Source organism: Oscillospiraceae bacterium CM, assembly GCA_022870705.1.
Classification (GTDB): domain Bacteria; phylum Bacillota; class Clostridia; order Oscillospirales; family Oscillospiraceae; genus Sporobacter.
Window position 1 is genome coordinate 1,721,594 of the sequence record CP072107.1, and the last position, 24,562, is coordinate 1,746,155.

The following is a 24,562-nucleotide window of genomic DNA, read 5'->3' on the forward strand; positions in this document are numbered from 1 at the left end:
GCGGCCTCCTGTGTTAACATGACATCCACGGCAACGAGCGCCGGGACAAAACGGCACACCACACCACAACTGCATATGGGGGTATAGCTCAGCTGGGAGAGCGCTTGAATGGCATTCAAGAGGTCAGCGGTTCGATCCCGCTTATCTCCACTTAAAAAGAAGAAGGTATTGCCCTTCTTCTTTTTGTTTTTTTGGGGGGGTTGGGGGTGAAAAAGTGTATTGGTTGTATTTTCGGCGGATCGGACGCCGAAAATCTGTATCAAGCAATAATTTAAGTTAAGTAGTTTTCTAAATTATCTAGAATTGGAAGAAATATGTGTTATAGTAAAGTAAAAAGACATTAATTACAGGAGTGATATGTTTGGAAGTCGTTGCAATAATAATCTCCTCAATTGCCCTTATTGTTTCAATAATCGTAGCAATGTTACAAATTATAGCATATTCCCAGGAATGGAGGCCTGTTCTATCATTTGTCAATGTTGATACTTTTGTGCAAGATAATCCAAGTGCTGGTATAGCAACAATTGATTATAATATAAATTTTACGAACAGTGGAAAGAGTCAAATTCAATATGAAATGAAAGAATTTGAGATATTCTGGAACGACATACAACAGAGTAATGTTGCAGAAAAATCAAAGGGCAGTGTTGTTGGTGTAGGCCAGAAGAATGCTTTTAATCGTCACTATACTTTCGGTTACACGAACATTTCGACGCTTTCAACACAATCCCTAACAAATAGCCAACCGCCGGAATTCAACTTGATCATTCCCAAAACAAAAATCATTTTTAAACTTGAATATCACAAAATAGGACAACCGAAAAAGAAATACTATTTAGACTATGAATTATTTATAGAATATAATAATAACTATACGCGAATGCTACTTGGTAAGTCTATTGCAACATAATAAATATTATTTTGCAACGTTATAAAGTCTGCGCGTCTATTCCAAGCCCCATGCAACCCCCACAGCGCGCAAATGTCAACAAGGGTGAAACGCATATTGCGTTTCACCCTTGCTTCCATTATGCGCTTGTGCTGTTGTCAACGGGTTCGGGTTGTATTTTCGGCAGGACGAGCGCGCTGAATATCTCCACCCCGCGCGGCGCCTGTTGACAAGGGTAGGCTAATGAATAACCAATATATTGATTCTGGCCACTTAAGGTGGTAATATTTTACTATACATATTCTTTATATTCTTAGAAAGTGAGGAACATATATGAGATCAACCGTTAATAAATACTTAACTTTGATAAATGATTGGTTTACTACCAACGATATTACAAAATCTGATACATCACGAATTGATCAGGTTGTGGAATATTATGGAAACACCTTAACTGACATATATAATGAATTAAACATCAATTTAGGAAGCAGAGATAAAACAATAATAACAAAGTTACAATTATTGTATTTGTTTTTAGACGAAATAGGTTATACATATGCTAAAGCGAATTCATGGAAAGAGAAGCTAAAATAAGGTTATCAATGCTATTTTGTAAGACCTTAAATGAGGTTATATTTTTATTACAAGGAGGTTTTGCATCAGGGGCGTTAGCAAGATGCCGAGCGCTTTATGAAACCTCGGTTTTCTATAATTTAGTTATAAATAATGACGACTTAATTGCAGAAAAATTTATGAAACATTGTAATACGAATAGATTGAAAATTGCAAAATCTTTATCTAATGATCAACTAATTGTTAGAATTAAAAACAACTCAAAGATTTCTCGTTTGGTGATGACTTCCTAAATGATTATCAATGGGCAAGTACCATTATCCAAAGGGATAGAATTACTTTTTATGACCTAGCCCATAAAAGCGCGTTAGCAGACTACTATCATATGTATGTATATTGTTGTCAATACGCTCATGCAACTGTCTTTAATACAATATATGGAGTAGATATAAGTGAGAATGATTTTGGGAAAAACATATGGAGTACTGCGCCAAGTAGAGAGGGTATGATTGATGTAATTAGAATCTTACTAGGTGTATCATATAACTATATTGAAGCATTCTACAAAGAGGATGATTTTTCTGCGTTGTTTGTGCTTTGTTTATTTAATGATATTGCAACGTCACTAAAAAGTTGCAAAAAGAAAGAAAAGAAATGACTTAATCGGATATAATCCTACAAGTCTATTTCCTCTCTTAATTTCTGTAATAGTGAGTTTCTTCTAACACTGTTCTAACATTTTTCCGAATTTTTGATTAAAATCGTTGATTTAGACCGCGCAATGAACGTATGTACTATTTGTGTCCTAGGATGATGAATTCCTTGAAAATACAAGGGATTTGCCGTGACCAGACGTGAGCAGAAATGAGCTATTAAAACATAATCCCTGGCAATGGCATTCAAGAGGTCAGCGGTTCGATCCCGCTTATCTCCACTGAAAAGAAGAAGGCATTGGCCTTCTTCTTTTTGTCACTTACATTACCGGGTTGTGATATAGTTACAGCACGCGAGTGGGTGTTATGATATTGTATGAACACGAACTGATAATTTACCGGTCATCACATGAGCCTTTTTGCTTGTGTGGCATAATGCGCTTTCTCCAGAAGAAATAGAATATTATTCCGAGCGGGGGCAAACAAAGCAATGCAAACAGCGCCCAACCGAGCGATGTGATGATATGGCGGCTTTTTTTCAGGGCGTCGAAAAAGACATAAACAGCGACTCCGACGATGGCCACCAAAACGAAGATGTTAAAATAACTAATCAAATAATCGATAAACACGTTCTTCTTCCCCCTGTTTTAGTAAGATAATTTTACTATTTTACCAGATATTTATCAATCTAAATTATCTGTAATACTCATACAACAAGGAGACACATTATGACGAGCGGCGAGGATTTTAAGGCGGCGATTGAGGGGCTGATTGGCGATTATCCCATTTGCGAATACGCGTTTTTGAAGCCGGAGGAGCTTGTATATTCCGATAAGGTGCGCTTTATCTGCGAGACGACATGTCCGCGGTACGGCAAGTCGTGGGCGTGCCCACCTGTGATCCCGTCTGTTGAAACGTGTATGGACGCCTTCAAAGCTTACGAGCATGTCTTTTTGTTCTCCACCGTTGCCGAAGTGTCCGACAGCATGAACAACGACATCTGCCTTGTGGCCAAGCGCGACCACGAAAAGGTGACGCTTGACCTGCGCCGGGCGTTTCGCGACCGGTTCGGTGAAGTGCTCGCGCTGTCGACCGGGTGCCGGATCTGTGACGACTGCACATATCCCGATGGGCCCTGCCGCTTCCCGGACGAGCGCCTGTCATCTGTTGAAAGCCACGGCGTTCTGATTATGGAGACGGCCTCAAGCCTTGGCATCTCGTATGACTGCGGCAACAACATCGTCACGTATTTCAGCCTGATCTTTTTCAATACGGAAGCGTCTTAAATTGAAATCTTACCCAGTCCATGATAGAATGAAAATAAAAAGGAGGCCTATGATGCTTAGTCCGGAATTATTTAACCAAATTAACGATCAAATCAACATGGAGCTGTATTCGGCGTATGTGTATCTCGATATCCACACGTTCTATGCCGACAGCAACCTCAACGGCTTTGCCAACTGGTTTTATGTGCAGACACAGGAAGAGCTCACCCATGCGATGCTCTTTATGAAATATCTGCAAAACAACGGCCACAGGGCAACGTTTGGCGATGTCAACGCGCCGGGCCTGACATATGAGGACTTCCGCGCGCCCGCGCAGGCCGCCTATGAGCACGAGCTTAAGGTGACGGCCTCCATTAACAGCATTTACGCCACGGCCTATGAGCAGAAGGATTTCAGAACGATGCAGTTTTTAGACTGGTTTATTAAAGAGCAAAACGAGGAAGAAAAAAACACCGATGAGATCATCAAGAAATATGACCTCTTCGGCAGCGACGCCAGAGGCCTTTATATGCTTGACGCCGAGCTTGGCACGCGCGTCTTCACGCCGCCGTCACTCGTTCTCTAAAACAGACACATAAAAAGCAACCGGGGCCAAAAGGCCCCGGTTTTGTTTGCTTATTTATGCTGTGACGTGCCGGTCTTCCCAGAGAGGCGACATGTCGCGCAGGCGCTGAATAATCTGCGGAATTTTTTCAAGCATGACGTCAACCTCCGCGTCCGTATTGTCCTCATTGAGCGTCAGGCGCAGCGAACCGTGGGCGATCTCATGTGGCAGGCCGATGGCTAAAAGCACGTGCGAGGGATCAAGCGAGCCGGACGAGCAGGCCGAGCCGGACGACGCGCAGATGCCGTTTTGATCGAGCATAAGCACCATCGACTCCCCTTCCACGCACTCGAAGACAAAGGAGGCCGTGCCCGGCAGCCTGTTCACCGGGTCACCGGTGAGGCGCGTGTACGGAAGCTCTAAAAGCCCTTGAATCAGCCGGTCGCGCATGGCACTAACACGCGCCATCGTCTCAGGTAGGTTTGAAACCGCCTCTTCAATCGCCGCACCGAGGCCGACGATGCCGGGGACGTTTTCGGTGCCGGAGCGCGTGCCGCGCTCCTGCCCGCCGCCGTGCAGAAGCGGTGGCAGGCGCAGCCCTTTTTTGACATAGAGGGCGCCCACGCCCTTCGGACCCTTGAATTTGTGCGCGGCGAGGGACAGCATGTCGACATTCAGCGCCTTCACATCCACCGGGATGTGGCCGACGGCCTGAACGGCGTCTGTATGAAAGAGAATCCCGGCCTCGCGCGCGATGGCCCCGATCTCGGCAATCGGCAGAATCGTCCCAATCTCATTATTGGCCATCATCGCAGTAATAAGAATCGTGTCCTCCCGGATCGCGTTTTGAAGGTCGTCAAGCGATATATTGCCGTTTGAATCGACCTTCAAAAATGTCACGTCGTACCCCTCTTTTTCGAGGAATTGGAGCGTGTGCAACACGGCGTGGTGCTCGATGGCCGTTGAAATAATATGTTTACCCTTGTTCTTCTGACGCGCAACGGCGGACTTAATGGCCCAGTTGTCGGCCTCGGTGCCGCCCGCCGTAAAATAAATCTCCTCCGGCTTTGCGCCGATGGCGGCAGCAACTTGTATACGCGCTTCCTCTACGGCACGCTTGGCACGCCGCCCGTAAGCGTAGACGGTGGATGCGTTACCCGGTTCGCTTGTCAAGTACGGCAGCATCGCCTCCAGCGCGTGTTTTGATAAAAAAGTCGTCGCGGCATTATCCGCGTAAATCACGTTTGACATGAATACCACCCATTAATTCATAGTATTTTGATATGATTTTACTTTAGCACGATTCTTTGAGAAATGCAAGGTGTCTTATAAAATTGTGCCACCACCAAGGACGGTGTCCCCGTCATAAAACACGGCGGCCTGCCCCGGCGTTACCGCACGCTGCGGCGCGTCAAACACGACACAAACGCGGTCACCCCCCAGCGGCTTGAGCATCGCCGCCGTCTCCTTTTGGCTGTAGCGTGTTTTGACCGTTGCCCGCGTCGGTTCTTTGAGCGCTGGGACGGCGATGAAATTAACGTCGCCGACCGTCATATCGGCACTGTATAAATCTCGCTCCTCCCCGATGACGAGGGTGTTTGACGCCATGTCCTTCCGAACGACGTAGCGCGGGCTGCCGAAGCCGATATTCAGCCCGCGGCGCTGGCCGATTGTGTAGTGAAGCAGCCCCCGATGCGTTCCGAGAACATTACCCGCCGTATCCATCATGGGGCCGGGGGGTGAAATAAGACCCATCACATCCGTTAAAAAGGCGACGTAGTCGCCGTCCGGCACGAAGCAGATATCCTGGCTGTCCGGCTTGTCCGCCGTCACAAAGCCGCGCGCAAGCGCCTTTTCACGGATCTCGCTTTTCAAAAACCCACCGAGTGGGAAGAGAACCCTTGACAGCTGCGACTGCGTCAGCATATACAAGACGTATGTCTGATCCTTTGTGACGTCCGCGGCTTTCTTGAGAAGATACCGGCCTGTGCTTTCATCCCGCTCGACGCGCGCGTAGTGCCCGGTGGCGATGGCGTCCATCCCCAGCATGACGGCGCGGTCAATCAGCCTGTCAAACTTGATAGAGCGGTTGCAGTCGATGCAAGGGTTCGGCGTTTTCCCGGCGCGGTAGCCTGCGGCGAAGCGGCCGATAACGTCGGCATAAAACGGCTCTTTGAAATTGAAAACAAAATGCTCGATGCCGAGCTTATACGCCACACGGCGCGCGTCCTCCACGTCCGTGAGAGCGCAGCAGGTGCGAGAGGGCGCTTCACCGATATCTTCATTTGAAAAGAGCTTCAGCGTCGCGCCGCAGACCGAGTAGCCCTGCTCTAATAAAAGCGCCGCCGCGACGGAGCTGTCCACCCCCCCGCTCATAGCCGCCATGACCTTTCGTGACATACGAATACTCCTCAATTTGTTCCGTTTGCAACATTATAACCGATCTGCCGTTTGGAAGACAGCCTTTTTGTATCTCCTCTGCCGATGGTGCCTTAAATCCGCTGTCTCAACATAAAATTTTTTTAGGGTTTTGAACAAGCGACGGCGGCGGAAATATCCGCCGCCGTGTGCTCTGTGGTGTGCTTCGATATGAATTTAGATTGCGTCAAACGCCTGTTTAAGATCGTCAAGCAGATCGTCGATATGCTCCGTGCCGACGGACAGGCGGATCGTATTCGGCCTAATGCCGGAATCAAGCAGCTCTTCTGCCGACATCTGTGAGTGTGTCGTGCTGGCCGGATGGATGACAAGCGACTTGACGTCGGCCACATTGGCCAGCAGCGAGAAGATGTCAAGCTTGTCGATAAAGGTTTTAGCCGTCTTGTCGTCGCCTTTAATTTCAAAGGTGAAAATCGAGGCACCGCCGTTCGGGAAGTAGCGCTCATAAAGCGCATGATACGGGTTGTCGGAAAGCGACGGATGGTTCACTTTGTCGACCTTTGAATGGTTCTTCAAAAAGTCAACCACCTTCAGCGTGTTTTCCACATGGCGCTCCACGCGCAGGGACAGCGTCTCAAGACCTTGCAGAAATAAAAACGAATTAAATGGGCTGAGCGCCGCGCCCGTATCGCGCAGGAGCGTTACGCGCGCTTTGATGATATAGGCGAGATTGCCAACAGCCTCGGTAAAGCGGACACCGTGATAACTCGGGTCTGGCTCCGTCAAATACGGGAAGCGGCCGGAACCTGCCCAGTCAAACGTGCCGCCGTCGACGATAACGCCGCCGATCGAGGTGCCGTGGCCGCCGATAAACTTTGTGGCGGAGTGGACGACGATGTCGGCCCCGTGCTCAAATGGGCGAAGAAGATACGGCGTTGCAAACGTGTTGTCAACAATCAGCGGCAGGCCGCTTTTATGCGCAACCGCAGCGACGGCCTCAATATCGATCAAACTGGCGTTTGGGTTGCCGATGCTCTCGATAAAAATTGCCTTTGTATTGGGGCGGATGGCTTTTTCAAAGCTGCCGGGGGCGTCCGGGTCGACAAACGTGACCTCAACACCAAAATCGTGCAGCGTGTGCGCAAAGAGATTGTATGTTCCGCCGTAGAGCGTTGCGGCCGATACAATATGATCCCCCGCGTGGGCAATGTTCTGAATGGCGTATGTAATAGCCGCCGCGCCGCTTGATACGGCCAGCGCCGCCGCGCCGCCCTCCAGCGCGGCAATCCGCTTTTCAAAAACATCGGACGTCGGATTCATGATACGCGTGTAGATGTTACCGCCTTCCGTCAGACCAAAGCGGTTTGAGGCCTGCTGCGAATCGGCGAAAACGTAAGATGTCGTCTGGTAGATCGGGACGGCGCGGGCGTCCGTCGCCGGGTCCGGTGACTCCTGCCCGACGTGCAGCTGCAACGTCTCAAATCGTAATTTTTTATTTTCCGGCATGTTGCTCACTCATTTCATTTTTCATATTTTTCTTATTTACTTAGTATGATTTGATTCAAACGTCTGCCGTCAGTCTCACAGGCTTGACTGATGACGGTTTAGCGCTCAGGCGTCGGTGACGGTGACGCCATTGTCTTTTGCTTCTGGACGAGATCAAAAAGCGTGATATGATCCACCACACTGCTGACAGCCTCGTCAACCTGCTTCCAAACGTCGAGCGTTGCGCACGTCTCGCACCGGGGACATTGGTTCGGCTCATCCTCCATGCAGGCCACCGGGACAAGGCTGCCTTCAATCAGACGCAGAATGGAGCCGACCGTGTATTCCTCGGCATTTCGCGCGAGCTTATAGCCGCCCTGCGCACCGCGAACGCTTTTAACAAACCCCGCCCGGCTCAAAACGGAAATAATCTGCTCCAGATATTTTCCGGAAATATCCTGCCGCTCGGCAATGCTTTTGATGGTGACATACTGATCCGGCTCACTCATGGCAAGCTCCAGCATCATGCGGATGGCATACCTGCCGCGCGTTGATATCTTCATACGACATCATCCTTTCCAATATCCGTATTTTACAATATGAATAATAGGAATTCAAGACGTTTTACAGAAGAGACGCTAATGAACGCCCAGCAAGTCTCTCACAACCTCGGATGCAAGAATCAGCCCCGCGACTGACGGGACAAAGGAGACGCTGCCCGGAACCTGGCGGCGGATGGTACATTTGCGTTTTGTCCCCGGCGGACAGATACAGCTTGTTCTGCAGCTCTGTTTTGCTTCTTCGACAGGCTTGAGCGCCTCTTCGCGGGAATAGACGACTTTCAGCGCCCTGATGTCGCGTGCTTTCAGTTCCCGCCGCATCACGCGGGCCAGCGGGCAGACAGAGGTTTCAAAAATATCGGCAACTTCGAGGCGCGTCGGGTCCAGCTTGTTCCCGGCACCCATGCAGCTGACGAGCGGCGTCCCGGCAAATATCGCTTCTTCGATCAAAATAAGCTTTGACGAAACGGTGTCAATCGCGTCAATAATATAGTCATAATCACTCAATTCAAAATCAGCGGCCGTCTCCGCGCCGTAAAAACACTCTCGAACAATGACGCGGCACTTCGGGTTAATGTCAAGTATGCGCTCTTTCATCACGTCAACCTTTTTTCGCCCGATTGTGCCGTGCGTTGCGATAAGCTGACGATTGATATTTGTCAGGCAAACCATATCGTCATCGACAAGTGTCAGTCTGCCGACACCGCTCCGAGCCAGTGCCTCCGCAGCATATCCCCCAACGCCGCCGATACCGAACACAGCGACAGAGGCGTCTTCTAAACAGGCCATGGCTGCCCTGCCCAACAGAAGCTGCGTTCTTGAAAACTCCTGATGCATGATAATCCCCCGGTCATGTCCTTATCGTTCGTAGAAAAGATTCATATCAACCTTATTCAGCAAACACGGGCGTCGAGAGATAACGCTCGCCGGTGTCCGGCAGAATAACAACAATTGTCTTGCCTGCGTTTTCAGGGCGTTTTGCCAATTCGGCCGCTGCCCAGAGGGCGGCACCAGACGAGATGCCGACAAGCAGCCCCTCTGTTTTTGGCAGTTCGCGTGCTGTTGCAAAAGCGTCTTCATTCTTGACGCGGATAATTTCATCGTATATGCCGGTGTTGAGCACCTGTGGTACAAAGCCGGCACCGATGCCCTGAATTTTATGCGGACCGGCGCGCCCTTCGGATAAAACCGGCGAATCCTCCGGCTCGACGGCAACGATTTTAATGGCGGGGTTCTGCGATTTGAGGAACTCGCCCGTACCGGTAACCGTCCCGCCTGTGCCGACACCGGCAACGAAAATGTCGACCTTACCGTCTGTATCTGCCCAGATTTCCGGGCCTGTCGTCTCCCTGTGGACAGTTGGGTTTGCCGGATTTGTAAACTGGCCGGGGATAAAAGCGTTCGGAATTTCGGCCGCCAGTTCATCAGCCCTAGCGATGGCACCCTTCATGCCCTTGGCGCCTTCCGTTAAAACAAGCTCCGCGCCGTAAGCCTTTAAGAGGTTGCGCCGCTCGACACTCATCGTCTCCGGCATTGTCAGGATGACACGATACCCGCGCGAGGCCGCGACAGAGGCCAGCCCGATGCCTGTATTGCCGCTCGTCGGCTCGATGATGACAGATTCCGGCGTCAGCAGTCCTTTTTGTTCGGCATCGTCAAGCATTGCTTTGGCAATTCGGTCCTTGACGCTCCCGGCTGGGTTAAAGTATTCCAGCTTTGCCACGACCGACGCGGCCAAGCCGTGCTTTTTACCGTAGTTTGACAGCTCCAGAAGCGGTGTTCTGCCAATGAGCGCCGACAGGCTTTTAAAGATTTTTGACATGTCGTTGACCTCCATAAATTTATAATATAATTCATATATGTTTGATATGCTTTATAATATGCTTCCAAATTTTATTTGTCAAGACCTTTTTTAAAAATATTTATACTAATTTTATATGATTAATATGTCTTGACAGGGGCGGTCATTTATAATTATAATACATATATCTAAAGTATGAATTGGTGGTGAGGCGATGAAACTGTCGGCAAAAGGCCGGTATGCACTGGCGTCACTCGTCAGTCTGGCGCAGAAATACGCTTCCGGCACGTTCACAACGGTATTATATATCTCCGAAAAACTGGACATCTCAAAAATTTATTTGGAGCAAGTTTTCTCTCTGCTCAAGCGCGGCGGCCTTGTTGTTTCCGCTAAAGGTGCGCAGGGCGGCTATCAGCTGTCACGCGAGCCGCGGCAGATCACGCTTTTCGAGGTTTTATCCGCCGTGGAGCTGCCGCTTTTTGAAAAGAACGACGCGACAGTTGCCGATACGGCCCCGGAAATCGAAAACGCCGTCCGAGGACTCGTCTACACGCGGATTGACAGTGCCCTTGAAAACGCCCTCAAAAGCGTGACGCTTGAGGACCTTGCCGCTGAATCGGAAAGGCTGAAAAATGACAACACCAACATGTTTTATATCTGACGGAACAGGCGTCACGAAACTTTTATGAGCGGATGGTGACTTGATGGATTTTGAAACAATGTGCGTTCACGGCAGTTTGTCGCTTGCCGACCCGACTGGCGCCGTAAGCGTCCCGATTTATCAGACGGCGACATTTGCCCACCCCGGCGTCGGGCAGAGCACGGGTTATGATTATTCCCGCGTGCAGAATCCGACGCGGGCGGCTCTTGAAAAAACCGTTGCCGCGCTGGAGGGCGGTTGCGAGGCGCTGGCATTCTCCTCAGGTATGGCGGCCATAACCGTCATGCTGGCGCTCTTTGCCCCGGGCGATCATATCGTCGCCTCCGACGATCTCTACGGCGGCACGGTTCGGCTCTTTAACACTGTCGCATCAAATTTTGGGGTCATTTTTGAGTATGTTGACACTTCCATTCCGTCATCCCTTGAAAAGAGCCTTCGTCCGGAGACGAAGGCCATCTATCTTGAGACACCGACAAACCCTAAAATGCTTGTGACGGATATTGCCGCCGCCGCGCGGCTGGCACGGGTACATGACCTGATGCTGATAGTCGACAACACCTTTTTGACGCCTGCTTTTCAAAAACCGATTGCCCTTGGGGCCGATCTTGTCGTTCACAGCGGGACAAAATATCTCGCCGGGCACAACGATACGCTGGCAGGCTTCCTTGTGACAAACAATGCAATGATCGCCGAGCGCCTGCGCCTGCTATATAAAACAATCGGTGCCTGCCTGTCCCCTTTTGACAGCTGGCTTGTGCTCCGCGGCATCAAGACGCTGTCCGTCCGCCTACATCAGCAGCAGAAGACGGCACTCGAACTCGCCGACTGGCTCGGGAGCCACCCGAAGGTGCGCGCTGTTCATTATCCCGGCCTGCCGTCGCATCCCGGTTATGCGGTATCCCGCCGGCAGTCAACCGGCTTCGGGGCAATGATCTCGTTCGAGACAACGGATGAGGAGACGGCGCGGCGCACCCTTGAGCGCGTGCGGCTTATCCAATATGCCGAGAGCCTTGGCGGCGTAGAATCACTCATCACGTACCCCACGCTTCAGACACATGCAGACCTGCCCGAACAGCAGCGCGCATCGAAAGGGATCGACGGGCACCTCCTTCGATTGTCTGTGGGGCTTGAAACGGCTGACGACCTGATTGCGGATTTGGAATATGCCTTGGGAGGACATCGTGAATTTGGATTTTGACGCGGTCATCGACCGAAAAAACACCGACTCAATTAAGCATGACTTTGCCGTGCGGCGCGGCCTGCCGGAGGACGTTCTGCCGCTTTGGGTCGCCGATATGGATTTCCGGTCACCACCGGGCGTCATCGATGCGCTGATCAGCAAGAGCCGCCACGGTATTTTTGGCTACAGTGACAGCAGCCGAGACTACTTCGATGTTCTGCACGACTGGTTTTCCGATCGGTTTGGCTGGGATGTTCATGAATCGTGGCTGATTAAAACGCCCGGCATCGTCTACGCGATTGCGCAGGCCATCCGGGCTTTGACGCGTGAAAACGACGCCGTACTCATCCAGGAGCCCGTCTATTACCCATTCCGAAATGTGATAGAGCGCAACAAGCGGCGCGTTGTTGTCAACGAACTGGCCTATTATAACGGCGTGTATACGATCGATTTTGAGGACTTCGAGCGAAAAATCGTTTCTGAAAACGTTCGTCTCTTTATCCTTTGCAGCCCGCACAACCCGGTCGGCCGCGTTTGGACGGCAGCGGAGCTCTGCCGCCTCGGCGAGCTATGCCACCAGCACGGTGTCATCGTTATTTCTGATGAAATCCATGCCGATTTTGTATATACAGGCCACCGTCATTCTGTTTTCGCCGCTTTAAAACCGGAATTCGCGGACTTTACCGTTACCTGCACGGCACCGACGAAAACGTTTAATTTGGCGGGGCTTCAGATTTCAAATATATTTGTTTCCAATAAAGCCATTAAAGCTGCTATTGCAAACGAAATTGACAAAAGCGGGTACAGCCAGGTCAACGTGATGGGCCTTGTTGCCTGCCGCGCCGCATACAAAGACGGCGCGCCTTGGCTCTCCGACCTTCTGGGCTATCTCACCGGTAATCTTGATTATTTGCGGCATTTTCTGCATCAGAAGTTGCCGCAGCTTCGCCTTGTGGAACCGGAGGGGACGTATCTCTGCTGGCTGGACTGCCGGGCGCTCGGCCTTGATGACACGGCGCTGGAAAAACTCATTGTCCATCAAGCGAAATTATGGCTTGACGGCGGAACCATGTTTGGCCGGGGCGGCAGCGGCTTTCAGCGTATTAATATCGCCTGTCCGCGCGCTGTGCTCCAGCAGGCACTTGAGCAGCTCCGGGCGGCCGTTATAAGCCTTGTGTGAGTGCCCCAAGCATAAATGGGTATAAAAAAAGATTCTTCGGTTATCGAAGAATCTTTTCATTTACGGCGCTTTATCAGGATTTTTCTTTTTCTGATTAATGGGGCGGTATTCGGAATGCGCCGCCATCATGTTCTCCTGCCCGATCTCTTTTAGCAGCTCTTCCCGGATGACGCGGATGTGCTTGGGCGCGTCAATACCGAGGCGGATTTTATCACCGTCAATACTGATGACGGTCACAACGATGTCATTGCCAATGAGAATGCCCTCATTTTGTTTTCGTGTCAGTACTAGCATAGCTCCATACCATCCTTGCCGGATTTGGCGAGCAGATCCGAAACGGGCACGCGCACCCTATACTTCCTGTCGTCTAAAACAATCTGGCAGCCGCGGCTGTTGCGGACGTTAACAATGATCGGCGCGGAGAGGTTGATGGTCATGGCGTTGGCGTTTTTGGGGATGACGAGAATGCTTAAAACGTAGACATCTTTAATATCCTCAATGGCCAGCACCTCAACGTCATCCTGCGAGATATCAAAGGAATAATCCGGGCAGATGAGAAACGGGTCCATCACCGGCAGGGAAATCTCTTTATGGTCAAGCGACTGCAGCCAGCTCACGGGGCGCGAGTCCTCATTTGACAAAAGGGCAAAACGCCGGTCCTCGTCAAGACCGGGCAGGCCTTTATCAAAATGGAGGATTTTGTTGTCGTCTATTTCAACATCTCCAAAATGCGCTGTCGGTATAATCATTTATTTCACCAAACCTATCTGTGATGGTGCAGCCGCCGTGTTCTGCGCGTCTTCTTTACGCCTCTTCGTCGATGGCTTGGCCCATTTCCGGCGGAAAAGACTGTTCAATCACCTTAAATTCCAAATGCGGCTCTGTAGCGAGATAGACGTTAACGGACGCCTTCGGTTCAACCGTGATGACAGGTGCTTGATAATCATCCCAACTGATCGTCACGTCCTGGAATCTCCAGTTAATGCTGAGAGAGCCGGGTTGGCCCTTCAGAACAGGCCGCGGCACCGATTGGCGCATGGCCGACTGACCGATTTTACCGGCGGTGTTTCTGGAGATATGGATAATGGGATTGGTTTTGCGCAGCGGTGCAGCGGCTTGGCTGCCTGCCGGCAATTGAGAAATCTCCGACGGATGGACAGAAACAACGCTTTGCTGGATCGGCGTCATAACGCGCACCGGTTCCGCCGATCCAGAAGACATCTCTGAAGCGACCGTAAGGCTGGGGTTTTCACGCTTCACCGTCATGTGGGCGGTTGCCTGCGAGACGCTTTTTATTCGCCGCACCGGTGAATCAATTGAAAGCCGCGCCATTTTTGTTTCGACGCTGATACGCGCCATTTGCATGTCTTCAAGCTGAAGTCTTCGTACTTTCATACAAATCCTCCTGACGAGCGTTGCGCTTTTATCTTTTATTTGAGAAAATCAATCAGCGATGTCTGCAGGATTTTCGCGCCGCCGGCCAGCGCGGCATTGTAGACCGACTGTGCCGTCGCCAGGTTCATGGCGGTCTCGGCCATGTCGGCATCTTCCGCGTCGGAACGCATTTTGGTATAATTGAGCTCGTTCGTTTGGTAACGGCTTCCAACAAGCGTTAGCCTGTTCTGAGAAGCGCCGATTTTCGTCTGCAGGTTTAAAACAGACGACTGTGCCGACTGCAGCGCTGTGGTCATGCCATCTAAATCGGGCGTCATACCGCCGTCGAGCATTTTAATGCACTTCGTTAGGACATGATAGATATTGTCTTTTCCTGTCCCAAAAAGGTCAAGGCCTGTGAGTGTCATGTCAATCGTCTGTGATGTGCCGATCTGCATTGTTGTCCTGTTGCCGGCCTCAGCGGTAATAGCCGCCTGTGTGGCGGCCGGGATCGTCACAACGGTGCCGAGCTGTGCCATGGCGTTATCGAGTGCCGAGCCTGTACCCGGGTCGGTCAGATAAGCGGCGGCATTATTCAAGAGCGTCTGAACAGCCGTTGCGCTGAATTTGTTTGTGGTGTCAGCCGGGTCGGCCGCGAGTTCTTTCGACGTTTCGGTGTAAAGGTCTGCCGCGATACCCGCCAAGCCGTCTATGACTGTTTTAAGCCCCGTATATTCGGCCGACGCGGGGTCTGCGCCGAACGACTTAGCCGCGTTTAAGGCGGCATTTCCAGCCGTGACAAGATCATTGAGGTCGCCGAACGCCGTTGTGGCTTGCGTCAGATTATAGCTGTCTGATGCAGTCGTTGAAAAGGCGGCGATAATGGCATTGGCTTTGCCCTGTAAGTTTGTCATAACAGAAACGCCATTGTCAAAATCGTCCTTCCAGGCGACCTGTGAGAGATTGATGCCGTTATAGAGAACATCCCCCGTTGCGCTGCTGGTGGAAAACGGCGGTGTTTTTGTGACGCCGTTTGTGCTGCCCGTATAATTGAAGCCGCCAAAAATATAGCTTGTTCCGAGCGTTGTATTGCCGATTGATAAGACCTCATTGCGGAGGTTTTTCAGGTCTTCCGAGATGGCCGACAGGTCGGCCTGTGTTTTTGACCCGTCGTTTGCCGTAATAATATCACCATATGCCGACTGAAGAATCTCGTTGAGCTCATTGGCGACTGACTCAGCTTCTGTCAGATAGCTGGAGGCGGTTTGAATATTGCTTTGATACAGCGCCAGATTCGTCAGCCTGTTGCGCGCCCGCAGCGTTGCAAGCGTGGCATGCGGGTCATCTGAAATGCCGGAGATTTTTTTAGATGTATCCACCTGCGACTGATATTTACTGACTCTGTTCAGCGCATCGTTTGACTCAGACAAAAATTTGCCCGCCATCATGGAATTCGTGATTCTCAAAGCAAAACACCTCCTCCATCATCGATTATAGCCGTTTGGTGGCTATTAGCGGCCCATCATATTGATCAATGTATCGAGCATATTGTCCAGGACGGATATGGCTTTCGCGCACGCGGCGTACGTCTGTTGGAAGATGATGAGATTCGTCGTCTCCTCATCCGTCGAGACGGAAGACATGGACTGCCGCTGTGTGTCGACACTGTCAAGTACTGATTTTCTGGTGCTCGTCACACTTTCACCAGTGTTGGCCACGACGGCAAGATTCAAAACGATACTGTTGAGCTTGTCATAATAGCCGCTGTCGGAAAGGTCATTGATAAGGGCCAGCGCCGTGATATTATTACCAGAATTCGTCGAACTGCCGCTCAAAGAAATCTGCTGCGACGAGCCTGCAATATTGTATACACTGGAGAGCACATCACTGCTAAGCGTAAAGTTGCCCGCATTGACCTTTGAATAGTCATAGACCGTGTTCCCCAAACCGTCCACATAGGATGGGACGTCGAAAAAGCTGACGCCTGACTGGCTGGCTGTCGTCCCATCAGGATACGTCCAGCCGCCTTGATGAATCGTATTGATATGCTCTGCCATGTCCCGCACGAATGAATTGACCTGTGCCATGTAATATGGAATGCCCGGCGTTCTCGCATCCTGGCTTTCGACCATCTCCATATTGGCGTAGAGCTGGCCGCCTGTCAGCGTCCCGCTTTGGATGCTCAATTCGCTGCCGTCAAGCGTCAGATTGCTGCGGTTAAATTCAACCCAAGCCGTCACATTGTTGGCAACGGCGTCAGCCACTCCTGTTGCCGTCGTACCGCTGACAAGGGCAGCGCCGTTAAACGTCACGTCGGTCAGGTCTGGATTATCGGCGTTTAATGACGATGAAACCGTCATGTACTGGCCGAGCTGCGTCACGAGGGCTGCGATGGCCGTTTGGCCGTCGGACGGTGTTACTGAACCGGCCTCAACCTGTGTATTGACAGCAGCAATCTGCGCCGTCAGATTGTCGATCTCGGCCGTGTGCGATGTGGGGCTGTCGGCAGTAATGGCGTTTGTTGTAACGCCGTCAACAAGCAAAAGGCCGCCGACACGGACGTCGAGCATACTGTCATTGCCCGCGTTGAGACTGTAGGAAATGTTCGCGTACCCGGCCAGCTTGTCCAGCAGAAGATTGCGCTGGTCATTGAGCTCGTTGGACGATCCGCCTGTCTGAACGGTTCTGGCAATGGCATTGTTTAAATCGGCGATCTTTTGGGCGACCGAATTAATCTCCGAGGCGACGGTCGTCATGCTGTCGTTCTGCTCTTTCCAGAGGCTTTGCATTTCCTCATAGACGTTGTTGAAACTCGACGTCATGGCAAGCGCTTGCTGCTGGACATTCGTCCTGTATTCCTTGCTCGACGTGTCCGCAGAAAATGAACTCAGCGCCGAATAGAAGTTCCCGATGGCCGTTGTCAGGCCGCTGTCCTCATCAAGCTCGTTGACAAGGCCCGTGAGATATGTCAGCGCGCCGTCACGCGTTGTGCTGTACATATAATTTGTGTTGAGCGTTCTGAACTGCTGATCAAGATAAGAGCTTCTGATCTGCTGAATTCCTGTTGCCGCAACGCCTTGGCCGACGTTTGCCTTATTGAGCTGGCTGATCAAGTAACCGTCGCTTGAGGAGGATTTTGCTTTCGTCAGAAGTCTTTGGCGCGTATACCCTTCCGTATTGGCGTTGGATATATTCTGCTCCGTCACGCTCAGCTGCTGCATGGCGACGGAGAGACCCGACCGTGCAATTTCAAACGAGCCGAAGGTAGATGACATATGGTCCGTCCAATCCGCCGCTGCGCGCCGGCTGTGTCTTAAACCGTTTTACCACGCGCAGGTGCTGATAAAACGCCTTTATTTCGGCTGCCTGAGCCTGTCAAACATGAAAATCCAACAGCCCCAAGCTGCCCGATTCTTCCTGGCGGCTGCCCTGGCCGTCGTACGTATGCGTTGTTTTTTGCGGGCGGATGAGCAGGTTGAGCATAAAATCGGTATAGCCGATCTGCTGCTGCAAAAGGGCCTCGAGCCGATCGTTGCGAGATGTCAGCGCCGCGACGGCTTCGACGAGACGCTCTCTGGCCTTATCGAGCCTTGACCGAAGCGCATTATCTTCGATTTTTTCAACAATCTCCTTCAGCCGTGTGTTTTTGTCAAAAACACCGACGGCCTGTGACAGCGCCTCGGCATTCTTTGCTCTTTCTTTTTCTTCATGATTCAGGACTTGCAGAAGCTCTTCCTCCTGCTCCGTAACACGGCGCAGCCCCTCAATGTCACCCGTCGTCAGAAATGCCTCTTTCTCGGCGGCAATTTCCTGAAGCTGACACAGAAGATCGTATGACCGCGCCATACCGTCAAGCAACGCTTCTGCGATATGTGATAATTCTTTCATCAGCGCACTTATATATGCGTCGGAATCCCGCTCATGATACTGCCGACGACATCCCCTGTCGGGACATTGTAACTATTATTGTTCATCCGGGCCATAATGTCGGCCGCTTTGGCCTCCTCCGCCCCCGGACTGTCTATCGAGTCTTTCGCCGCTTTCAGAAGCGCAGCATACTTCTGTGCGCCTTCAGACAGCTCAACGCTGTCGTTAATCCCCGTTTTGACGGCTGCCGGGGTGGGCTTGCTGTTGATGGTATGGACGTATTTTGAGATGGCGTCATTCTGAGAGACAGAATTAATTTTCATCGTCAATCACTCACTTTCCAAGATAATGCTCTTTTAAGGTACCAAACGACGTTGGGATTGTCTTTTTCTTGTCTGTCGACGACACTTGTTTTTTCGGGTCTGCACTGCTTTCAGAATCGGCCTTCATCTTCTCTGCAAGAACCTTTGACAGACATGACTGACAGACAGTACCGGAACTGATTTCTTTCCCGCAGGCGCGGCACCTGCCGACTCCCACACCATTTTTTCCGCTGATTTCAATCCGGCCTTTGTTGATCAGATAGGAGAGCGCTTTTTCCGTGATTTCCGTCTCCTCTGTAATCGAAATGAAATCCGCCTTATCCGGGTTCATGTAAATAAATTTCCGGGCTTTAAGATACGCCTCGTCAATTGTCTTCGAGCAGTCGGCGCAAAGCGATGCGCCATAGCTGTTAAATGGTTTTCTGCAGAATTCACATACACTGATAGCCACAGGAGTCCCTCCGAATAGAATAATACTAATGCATATTGTTTGCAAGACCCAGCATATCGTCTGAGGTTTGAAGTGCGCGGCTGGCGAGCGAATAGGCACGCTGCGCGCGGATTAAAAGCGTCATTTCCTGGGCGAGATTGACGTTGGAGCCCTCAAGACTCCCTTGGACGATATGGGCATCAGCAACAGTCACACCTTGCCCTGTGGCCGCCGTTGCGGTGAAGCTGGTCGCGCCGGCCGGTGCCAAACCGTTCGGGTTTGCGAAATCTACTATGCCAAGCGTTGCAAAAGGCGTACCCGAGTCCGTTGATAATTCACCGTTTGACGAGACCCGAAAGCTCGTTGCCCCATCCGGCAGCTTTATTTTCTCACCCTTCTGATTGAGAACGAAATACCCTTCCGCCGTCACGAGATAATTGCCAGTATCCGTCACCGAAATCTGAAAACTGCCGCTGCGCGTGTAAAAAACCTCGCCGCCGCTGTTTTGCACCTGAAAGAAGCCGCTCCCCTCAATGGCCATATCGAGCGGCGAACCTGTCTGAAGGAGTGCGCCGCCGCTGTAATCCACAGCCGTGTCGTTCACAATGACACCACTGCCGGAAAGAAGATTGTTTTGGGCGCTGTCAGGCAAGACGGGATCGGTCATGCTGTTATACAGAGCATCCTTAAAATCAACACGCGCGGCTTTGTACCCCGGTGTGCTTGCGTTGGCGACATTGGCTGCCAGTGTTTCAAGACGCTTTTGCTGACTTGAGAGGCCGGATGCGGCCGTGAATAACGATTGCATACCGCTTACCCTCCAACTCTGCCGAGGTTAACGGCCATCTCGAGCGATTTGTCTGTCATACTCACGAGTTTCTGATTAGCCTCATATTTTCGATAAACAGAGATCATATCAACCATTTCACCTGAAATATCGACGTTGGAACCCTCCAGCACGCCTTGGTGAACTACCGTGTCCGAGGTTGTAACGGGCGCAACGTCTCCATACGGATAGTAGAGGTTATTGCCCGCCTTGCGCAGAACGCTTAAGTCGCTGAAGGTCACAATTTTCAGACGGTCCGGCGTTGCCGCATCCCCCGTCACATCTCCCTGCGCTGAAACAGAAAAGTCGCTTGAACCGACTTTAATACGCCCCTTCTCGCCGAGGACAAAATCGCCATCCTGTGTGACGAGATACCCGTCGGCATTGACCGTGAAGTTGCCGCTCTTAGTATAGCGAATCTGGCCATCGGCTGTTTCAACCGTGAAGAAACCGTTTCCTGTGAGGGCGATGTCCGTTGGCCGGTCCGTCACTTCCAGCGTGCCGCCCGAAAAATCGGTGACAAGCTCGTCAACATGCGTGCCGAAGTCGTACCCTCCGACATCGGGCGCGCCGAGAATGTTGATGTTCGGGTCATTAATGCGCTGGAGCATCACCTGGTCAAAGGTGGAGGTGACGAGCGTGTCGGCCTTGAAGCCTGTTGTCTCGGCGTTGACGATATTATTGGTCAGGACATCCATTTTGTTGCGCTGGACGTTCATGCCTGTTGCCGACGTATATAAGCCGCGTACCATAAATACCTCCCCCGGTATGACAGTACGGGCGGCCCACCCATCAAGTCAACTGGTGCCAACCAATCCATACCATACATATCGTTATTTTTTTCCTTTATAAATATTGTCACTGAGAATTTTTTTACTATTTGTGCATTTTGCTTAAATTTAGTCGCTTAAAATAGACTTTATTTGTCTTGTTTGGAGATGGCCTGTGCTATTGGTAATCAATTGTCAAGAACTAATCGCATTTCCATGAGAATACGGGAGTGAATCTGTGAAACGCGCGACTCGGATATCTGCAGGATTTTGGCGATGCTCTTCATCGTGAGCCCTTCGTAGTAATGGAGCGTGATGACCATTTTCTCCCGCTCCGGAAGCGAATCGATGAGCTTTTTAAGCGCCTCTGACATGACTTCGCTTTCAATCTTCTGGTATGGGTCGTTTTTTGTCGGTTCCTGAAATCCTTCCGTCTCCTTTTCATAGAGCATGGACTCGAAATAGACAAGGTTGAACATGTGCGTTTTGTGCATGACCTTTTGGATGAGCGATTCCTTCACGCCGAGGTAATCGGCAATTTCCTCCTCCGTCGGCCTTCTGTTAAGCTCCGCTTCCAGGCTTTCATACGCCTTCTGAATGCTGCTGATTTTTTTCCGCAGGCTTGACGGGGCCCAGTCTTGCTTTCGCATGTAGTCAATGATTTCACCGCGAATGCGCACGGTGGCATATGTCTGAAACTTGACACCGAACGAACGGTCAAATTTGTTGACCGCGTCGATAAGCCCCAGAACACCGCAGCTCATCAGTTCATCCTTCTCACTGTAATCCTTATACTGCGGCAGAAGCCGCTTGACAATAATGCCGACGATGTACAGATAATGCGAGATGATCTGATTTTTGATGTCAGGGTTTCCGGTATCAAAATATTTTTCCCAAAGGTCATCAACATTCGTCAAATCCTCTGTTCCCATTTGACGCCCCAATCTGCCGTCACCGCGGCACAATAGTCGGTTTGACGCTTTTCCGCCGTCCGCCGTTTTCAAACGTACCGGTCAATCATCGCAGCTTTTTGACGTTTTTATAAGTCAGCTTGTTGCGCTGGCTTAAAACAACGAGCCGGATAAGCGCATCCCTTGCCTTTTCCGGCAGATCCTCGAACTTAATGCCGAGAAGGTAGCCAAATTCCTTGTTCCGTGTTGAAACACAGCGTACAACCTTGCCCTTGACCTTCGGAATAACCTCGTTAATACCGAACATATTGATGCGCAGAGACAGCTCCATTTCCTGTCCATAATCACAATTTTCATCAAACCGAAGAAGTAAGCCAAGTTCGGCGATATCAATCGTATTTGTTTTGACCCATTTGCCGTCCGGATTTTTATCGGTGGATTTAATACGCGCGTTGACGGCAATATTCTCACGGACGCGGAACGCCTGCCGCCGCTGAACGCGCCGGACGTCTCCCATAACACGGAGATGAATGATCATCACATTAGACGAATCATCTATTGATAGCACTTGCGCCTCAAACATATATATCCCGCGCTCAGTGACACACGAGAGGGAAAACGTCTCGCCCTGCTTTACCTGAAGCTGATGTCCCTTGGCAAACGGCGTGAGAATCGTAAACGTCGTCTCACCGGTAATGTCGTCGATCGTTGAAATAAATGTATCTGTCCCACTTTTGACACGAACCTCATTGCCGGTTTTTAAAATATTCTCCAGGTTCAACCGCTTCACCCCGATTTTTTATTATCATGCAATCCCGTGACATCACGTCAGCCTAATGATGCTTTCAATGTGCAGTTCCATGCTCTGTTCGACTTCGGCGTATGAGAGAACCGTCAGGTTCGGGGCAATCTGCTCGATCAGCTTTTTAAAGCGCGGCCGGATGGCCGGGGCCGTCAGCGCGACGGCTTTTTTGCCCTGAACGGTCAGATCATCGATCGTCTCCCGCGTGTTTTTGAAAATACTTTGCAGTTGGGACGGTTCTAATACGGTCACCATGCCCGATTCCGTTCGTTTCGTTTTCTCGGCGATGAGCTGCTCGACCTGCGCGTCGAGCGCGATAACGCCGACATCTTCGCCCGTTAAAAACCGGTTTGTGATAACACGCGCGAGGTTCTGGCGGACGTATTCGGTCAGCTCGTCGGGATTTTTCGTCATGCTGCCGTATTCGGCAAGTGTTTCGATAATCGTTGCAAGGTTTTTAATGGGAATATTCTCCCGCAGAAGCCGAACAAAGACCTTTTGAATATCGCCGTAGGAGAACATTTTCGGCACGACCTCTTCCACGAGGGCCGGCTGCTGTTGGGAAAGGTTCTCAATAAGCATCTGAACCTGCTGGCGGCTCATCAGCTCACTGCTGTGGGCTTTGATAACCTCCATCAAATGCGTTGTGATAACGGACGGCGGGTCAATCGTCGTGTAACCGAGCAGCTCTGCTTTTTCGCGCTGTTTTTTTGTAATCCACAAGGCTGGCAGGCCAAACGTCGGCTCGATCGTCTCAATGCCGGTGATCGTCTCCTCGACGCCGTCGGAATTGATTGCTAGATAATGGTCTGGCATGATTTCGCCGCGGGCGACCTCGATGCCTTTGATAAGTATTTTATATTCGTTCGTCACGAGGCGCACATTGTCTCGCATGCGGACAGACGGGAGGACGATACCGAGGTCGATGGCGCACTGGCGGCGGATCATAATAATACGGTCCAAGAGGTCGCCGCCGAGGCTGACGTCCACCATTGGGACGATTCCATACCCGAACTCCAGCTCTAACTGTTCCACCTGAAGAAGGTTTAACACGTTTTCTGGCTTGCGCTTTTCCTCGGCGCGCTCCTTGACGGCGTCGGGCTCCGGTGGCTGCTCCGCTTTTTTGCGGATACTCCGGCGCAGATAGAGACCGGCACCGATCAAAACAGCGGCAATCACCAGAATCTGTACTTTTGGGAAACCCGGGATGAGGCACATGGCGAGCAGGATGCCGCCGCAGATAAGCATGGCGTTGGGGTTTGACAACAGCTGCTTTGTCAGGTCGACGCCGAAGCTGGCGTCGGACGCCGATCGCGTGACGACGATACCGGTCGAGGTGGAGATGAGAAGCGCCGGTATCTGGCTGACGAGACCGTCACCAACGGTTGCCAGCGTATACACGCTAACGGCCTTTGAGATTTCCATATGCTCCATCGTCAGGCCGACGACGAGACCGCCGACGATGTTGACAATAATGATGATGATCGAAATAATCGCGTCACCCTTGATAAACTTGCTCGCGCCGTCCATGGCCCCGTAAAAATCGGCCTCGCGCTGAATATCCGACCGCCGTTTTCTGGCGGTGGCCTCATCAATGGCGCCAGTGTTGAGGTCGGCGTCAATCGCCATCTGCTTGCCGGGCATCGCGTCAAGCGTGAAGCGGGCGGCCACTTCGGAAACGCGCTCGGCACCTTTCGTAATGACGATGAACTGAATGGCGACGATGACGACGAACGCGACGATACCGACGACGAGATTGCCACGGATAACAAAGGAGCCAAATGTGGCGATGACTTCTCCGGCGTCACCCCCATTGCCGAGAATCAGCTTGACGGAGGAGAGGTTAAGCGAGAGGCGGAAAAGCGTTGTGATGAGCAGCAGCGTCGGCAGGACGGAAAATTCGAGTGCTTCTTTTATGAGCAGCGTCGTGAGCATGATGAAAAGAGATATCATGATGTTCATGATGAGCAACGCGTCAAACAACCACGTCGGCAGCGGCAGAATGATGATCATGATGATGCCGAGGACAAGGACGCTTGTTGCGATATCCGATCTCTTCATTGCC

General features: G+C 51.1%; 29 protein-coding genes and 1 tRNA gene. 10 read left to right on the forward strand and 20 right to left on the reverse strand.

Going from position 1 to position 24,562, the window contains the following annotated elements; all coding sequences use genetic code 11:
• Window positions 1-77: 77 nt before the first annotated feature.
• From IZU99_08475 to IZU99_08495, 5 genes are all read left to right on the forward strand, one after another.
• Window positions 78-150: transfer RNA gene (locus IZU99_08475), tRNA-Ala, on the forward strand.
• Window positions 151-361: 211 nt separating this feature from the next.
• Window positions 362-910 (forward strand): hypothetical protein, encoded by a 549-nt coding sequence (locus IZU99_08480; protein UOO37284.1) that lies wholly within the window; start codon window positions 362-364, stop codon window positions 908-910.
• Between the two features lie 312 nt (window positions 911-1,222).
• Window positions 1,223-1,486 carry a hypothetical protein gene (locus tag IZU99_08485; GenBank protein ID UOO37285.1) on the forward strand — a complete coding sequence of 88 codons (264 nt, stop codon included), beginning with the start codon at window positions 1,223-1,225 and terminating at the stop codon, window positions 1,484-1,486.
• Window positions 1,465-1,758 (forward strand): hypothetical protein, encoded by a 294-nt coding sequence (locus IZU99_08490; protein UOO37286.1) that lies wholly within the window; start codon window positions 1,465-1,467, stop codon window positions 1,756-1,758. Before IZU99_08485 ends, IZU99_08490 begins: the two co-directional genes overlap by 22 nt.
• 92 nt (window positions 1,759-1,850) lie before the next feature.
• On the forward strand, window positions 1,851-2,123 hold the full coding sequence (locus tag IZU99_08495; GenBank protein ID UOO37287.1) for a hypothetical protein: 273 nt from the start codon (window positions 1,851-1,853) through the stop codon (window positions 2,121-2,123).
• Window positions 2,124-2,513: 390 nt separating this feature from the next.
• On the opposite strand, the gene IZU99_08500 is transcribed toward IZU99_08495, so the two are convergent.
• The gene (locus IZU99_08500; protein ID UOO37288.1) at window positions 2,514-2,747 is read right to left on the reverse strand and encodes a PLDc N-terminal domain-containing protein; all 234 of its coding nucleotides are present in this window, start codon (window positions 2,745-2,747) and stop codon (window positions 2,514-2,516) included.
• Between the two features lie 99 nt (window positions 2,748-2,846).
• On the opposite strand from IZU99_08500, the gene IZU99_08505 reads away from it, so the two are divergent.
• Complete coding sequence (locus IZU99_08505; GenBank protein UOO37289.1) at window positions 2,847-3,404, forward strand: DUF2284 domain-containing protein; 558 nt, start codon at window positions 2,847-2,849, stop codon at window positions 3,402-3,404.
• A gap of 52 nt (window positions 3,405-3,456) precedes the next feature.
• Window positions 3,457-3,969, forward strand: a complete 513-nt coding sequence (locus tag IZU99_08510) for a ferritin (protein UOO37290.1) — start codon at window positions 3,457-3,459, stop codon at window positions 3,967-3,969.
• 54 nt (window positions 3,970-4,023) lie between these two features.
• On the opposite strand, the gene nifS is transcribed toward IZU99_08510, so the two are convergent.
• From nifS to cysK, 6 genes are all read right to left on the reverse strand, one after another.
• On the reverse strand, window positions 4,024-5,199 hold the full coding sequence (gene nifS / locus IZU99_08515; protein ID UOO37291.1) for a cysteine desulfurase NifS: 1,176 nt from the start codon (window positions 5,197-5,199) through the stop codon (window positions 4,024-4,026).
• A gap of 75 nt (window positions 5,200-5,274) precedes the next feature.
• Window positions 5,275-6,348, reverse strand: coding sequence for a tRNA 2-thiouridine(34) synthase MnmA (mnmA, locus tag IZU99_08520; protein UOO37292.1), 1,074 nt, complete (start codon window positions 6,346-6,348; stop codon window positions 5,275-5,277).
• A gap of 195 nt (window positions 6,349-6,543) precedes the next feature.
• A complete protein-coding gene (locus IZU99_08525) occupies window positions 6,544-7,833 on the reverse strand; it encodes an O-acetylhomoserine aminocarboxypropyltransferase/cysteine synthase (GenBank protein UOO37293.1) in 1,290 nt (429 codons plus the stop codon).
• 98 nt (window positions 7,834-7,931) lie between these two features.
• Complete coding sequence (locus IZU99_08530) at window positions 7,932-8,375, reverse strand: Rrf2 family transcriptional regulator (GenBank protein ID UOO37294.1); 444 nt, start codon at window positions 8,373-8,375, stop codon at window positions 7,932-7,934.
• A 75-nt stretch (window positions 8,376-8,450) separates the two neighbouring features.
• On the reverse strand, window positions 8,451-9,209 hold the full coding sequence (locus IZU99_08535) for a tRNA threonylcarbamoyladenosine dehydratase (GenBank protein ID UOO37295.1): 759 nt from the start codon (window positions 9,207-9,209) through the stop codon (window positions 8,451-8,453).
• Window positions 9,210-9,261: 52 nt separating this feature from the next.
• Window positions 9,262-10,194, reverse strand: coding sequence for a cysteine synthase A (gene cysK / locus IZU99_08540; protein ID UOO37296.1), 933 nt, complete (start codon window positions 10,192-10,194; stop codon window positions 9,262-9,264).
• A gap of 193 nt (window positions 10,195-10,387) precedes the next feature.
• Here cysK and IZU99_08545 point away from each other — a divergent pair, with 193 nt between their 5' ends.
• From IZU99_08545 to IZU99_08555, 3 genes are read left to right on the forward strand one after another with little or no spacing between them, the layout of a single operon-like run.
• The gene (locus IZU99_08545; protein ID UOO37297.1) at window positions 10,388-10,834 is read left to right on the forward strand and encodes an Rrf2 family transcriptional regulator; all 447 of its coding nucleotides are present in this window, start codon (window positions 10,388-10,390) and stop codon (window positions 10,832-10,834) included.
• A gap of 43 nt (window positions 10,835-10,877) precedes the next feature.
• Window positions 10,878-12,032, forward strand: coding sequence for a PLP-dependent transferase (locus tag IZU99_08550; GenBank protein ID UOO37298.1), 1,155 nt, complete (start codon window positions 10,878-10,880; stop codon window positions 12,030-12,032).
• The gene (locus IZU99_08555) at window positions 12,016-13,194 is read left to right on the forward strand and encodes a pyridoxal phosphate-dependent aminotransferase (protein ID UOO37299.1); all 1,179 of its coding nucleotides are present in this window, start codon (window positions 12,016-12,018) and stop codon (window positions 13,192-13,194) included. The genes IZU99_08550 and IZU99_08555 overlap by 17 nt, the downstream gene beginning before the upstream one ends.
• Before the next feature lie 60 nt (window positions 13,195-13,254).
• On the opposite strand, the gene csrA is transcribed toward IZU99_08555, so the two are convergent.
• From csrA to flhA, 13 genes are all read right to left on the reverse strand, one after another.
• On the reverse strand, window positions 13,255-13,488 hold the full coding sequence (csrA, locus tag IZU99_08560; protein UOO37300.1) for a carbon storage regulator CsrA: 234 nt from the start codon (window positions 13,486-13,488) through the stop codon (window positions 13,255-13,257).
• Window positions 13,482-13,943 (reverse strand): flagellar assembly protein FliW, encoded by a 462-nt coding sequence (locus tag IZU99_08565; GenBank protein UOO37301.1) that lies wholly within the window; start codon window positions 13,941-13,943, stop codon window positions 13,482-13,484. The genes csrA and IZU99_08565 overlap by 7 nt, the downstream gene beginning before the upstream one ends.
• A gap of 55 nt (window positions 13,944-13,998) precedes the next feature.
• On the reverse strand, window positions 13,999-14,589 hold the full coding sequence (locus tag IZU99_08570) for a hypothetical protein (protein UOO37302.1): 591 nt from the start codon (window positions 14,587-14,589) through the stop codon (window positions 13,999-14,001).
• A gap of 35 nt (window positions 14,590-14,624) precedes the next feature.
• Complete coding sequence (flgL, locus tag IZU99_08575; GenBank protein ID UOO37303.1) at window positions 14,625-16,034, reverse strand: flagellar hook-associated protein FlgL; 1,410 nt, start codon at window positions 16,032-16,034, stop codon at window positions 14,625-14,627.
• 45 nt (window positions 16,035-16,079) lie between these two features.
• Entirely contained in the window at window positions 16,080-17,843 is a 1,764-nt protein-coding gene (gene flgK / locus IZU99_08580; protein UOO37304.1) for a flagellar hook-associated protein FlgK, read from the reverse strand.
• Between the two features lie 100 nt (window positions 17,844-17,943).
• On the reverse strand, window positions 17,944-18,456 hold the full coding sequence (locus IZU99_08585; GenBank protein UOO37305.1) for a flagellar protein FlgN: 513 nt from the start codon (window positions 18,454-18,456) through the stop codon (window positions 17,944-17,946).
• Between the two features lie 8 nt (window positions 18,457-18,464).
• Window positions 18,465-18,758, reverse strand: a complete 294-nt coding sequence (locus IZU99_08590; protein ID UOO37306.1) for a flagellar biosynthesis anti-sigma factor FlgM — start codon at window positions 18,756-18,758, stop codon at window positions 18,465-18,467.
• Between the two features lie 10 nt (window positions 18,759-18,768).
• Window positions 18,769-19,209, reverse strand: coding sequence for a hypothetical protein (locus tag IZU99_08595; GenBank protein ID UOO37307.1), 441 nt, complete (start codon window positions 19,207-19,209; stop codon window positions 18,769-18,771).
• A gap of 25 nt (window positions 19,210-19,234) precedes the next feature.
• The gene (gene flgF, locus IZU99_08600) at window positions 19,235-19,996 is read right to left on the reverse strand and encodes a flagellar basal-body rod protein FlgF (GenBank protein UOO37308.1); all 762 of its coding nucleotides are present in this window, start codon (window positions 19,994-19,996) and stop codon (window positions 19,235-19,237) included.
• 5 nt (window positions 19,997-20,001) lie between these two features.
• Window positions 20,002-20,766: a flagellar basal-body rod protein FlgF gene (flgF, locus tag IZU99_08605; GenBank protein ID UOO37309.1), complete on the reverse strand. Its 765-nt coding sequence runs from the start codon at window positions 20,764-20,766 to the stop codon at window positions 20,002-20,004.
• Window positions 20,767-20,972: 206 nt separating this feature from the next.
• Window positions 20,973-21,716 (reverse strand): FliA/WhiG family RNA polymerase sigma factor, encoded by a 744-nt coding sequence (locus IZU99_08610; protein ID UOO37310.1) that lies wholly within the window; start codon window positions 21,714-21,716, stop codon window positions 20,973-20,975.
• Between the two features lie 85 nt (window positions 21,717-21,801).
• Window positions 21,802-22,476 (reverse strand): flagellar brake protein, encoded by a 675-nt coding sequence (locus tag IZU99_08615; protein ID UOO37311.1) that lies wholly within the window; start codon window positions 22,474-22,476, stop codon window positions 21,802-21,804.
• A gap of 42 nt (window positions 22,477-22,518) precedes the next feature.
• The gene (gene flhA, locus IZU99_08620; protein UOO37312.1) at window positions 22,519-24,558 is read right to left on the reverse strand and encodes a flagellar biosynthesis protein FlhA; all 2,040 of its coding nucleotides are present in this window, start codon (window positions 24,556-24,558) and stop codon (window positions 22,519-22,521) included.
• Window positions 24,559-24,562 lie beyond the last annotated feature (4 nt).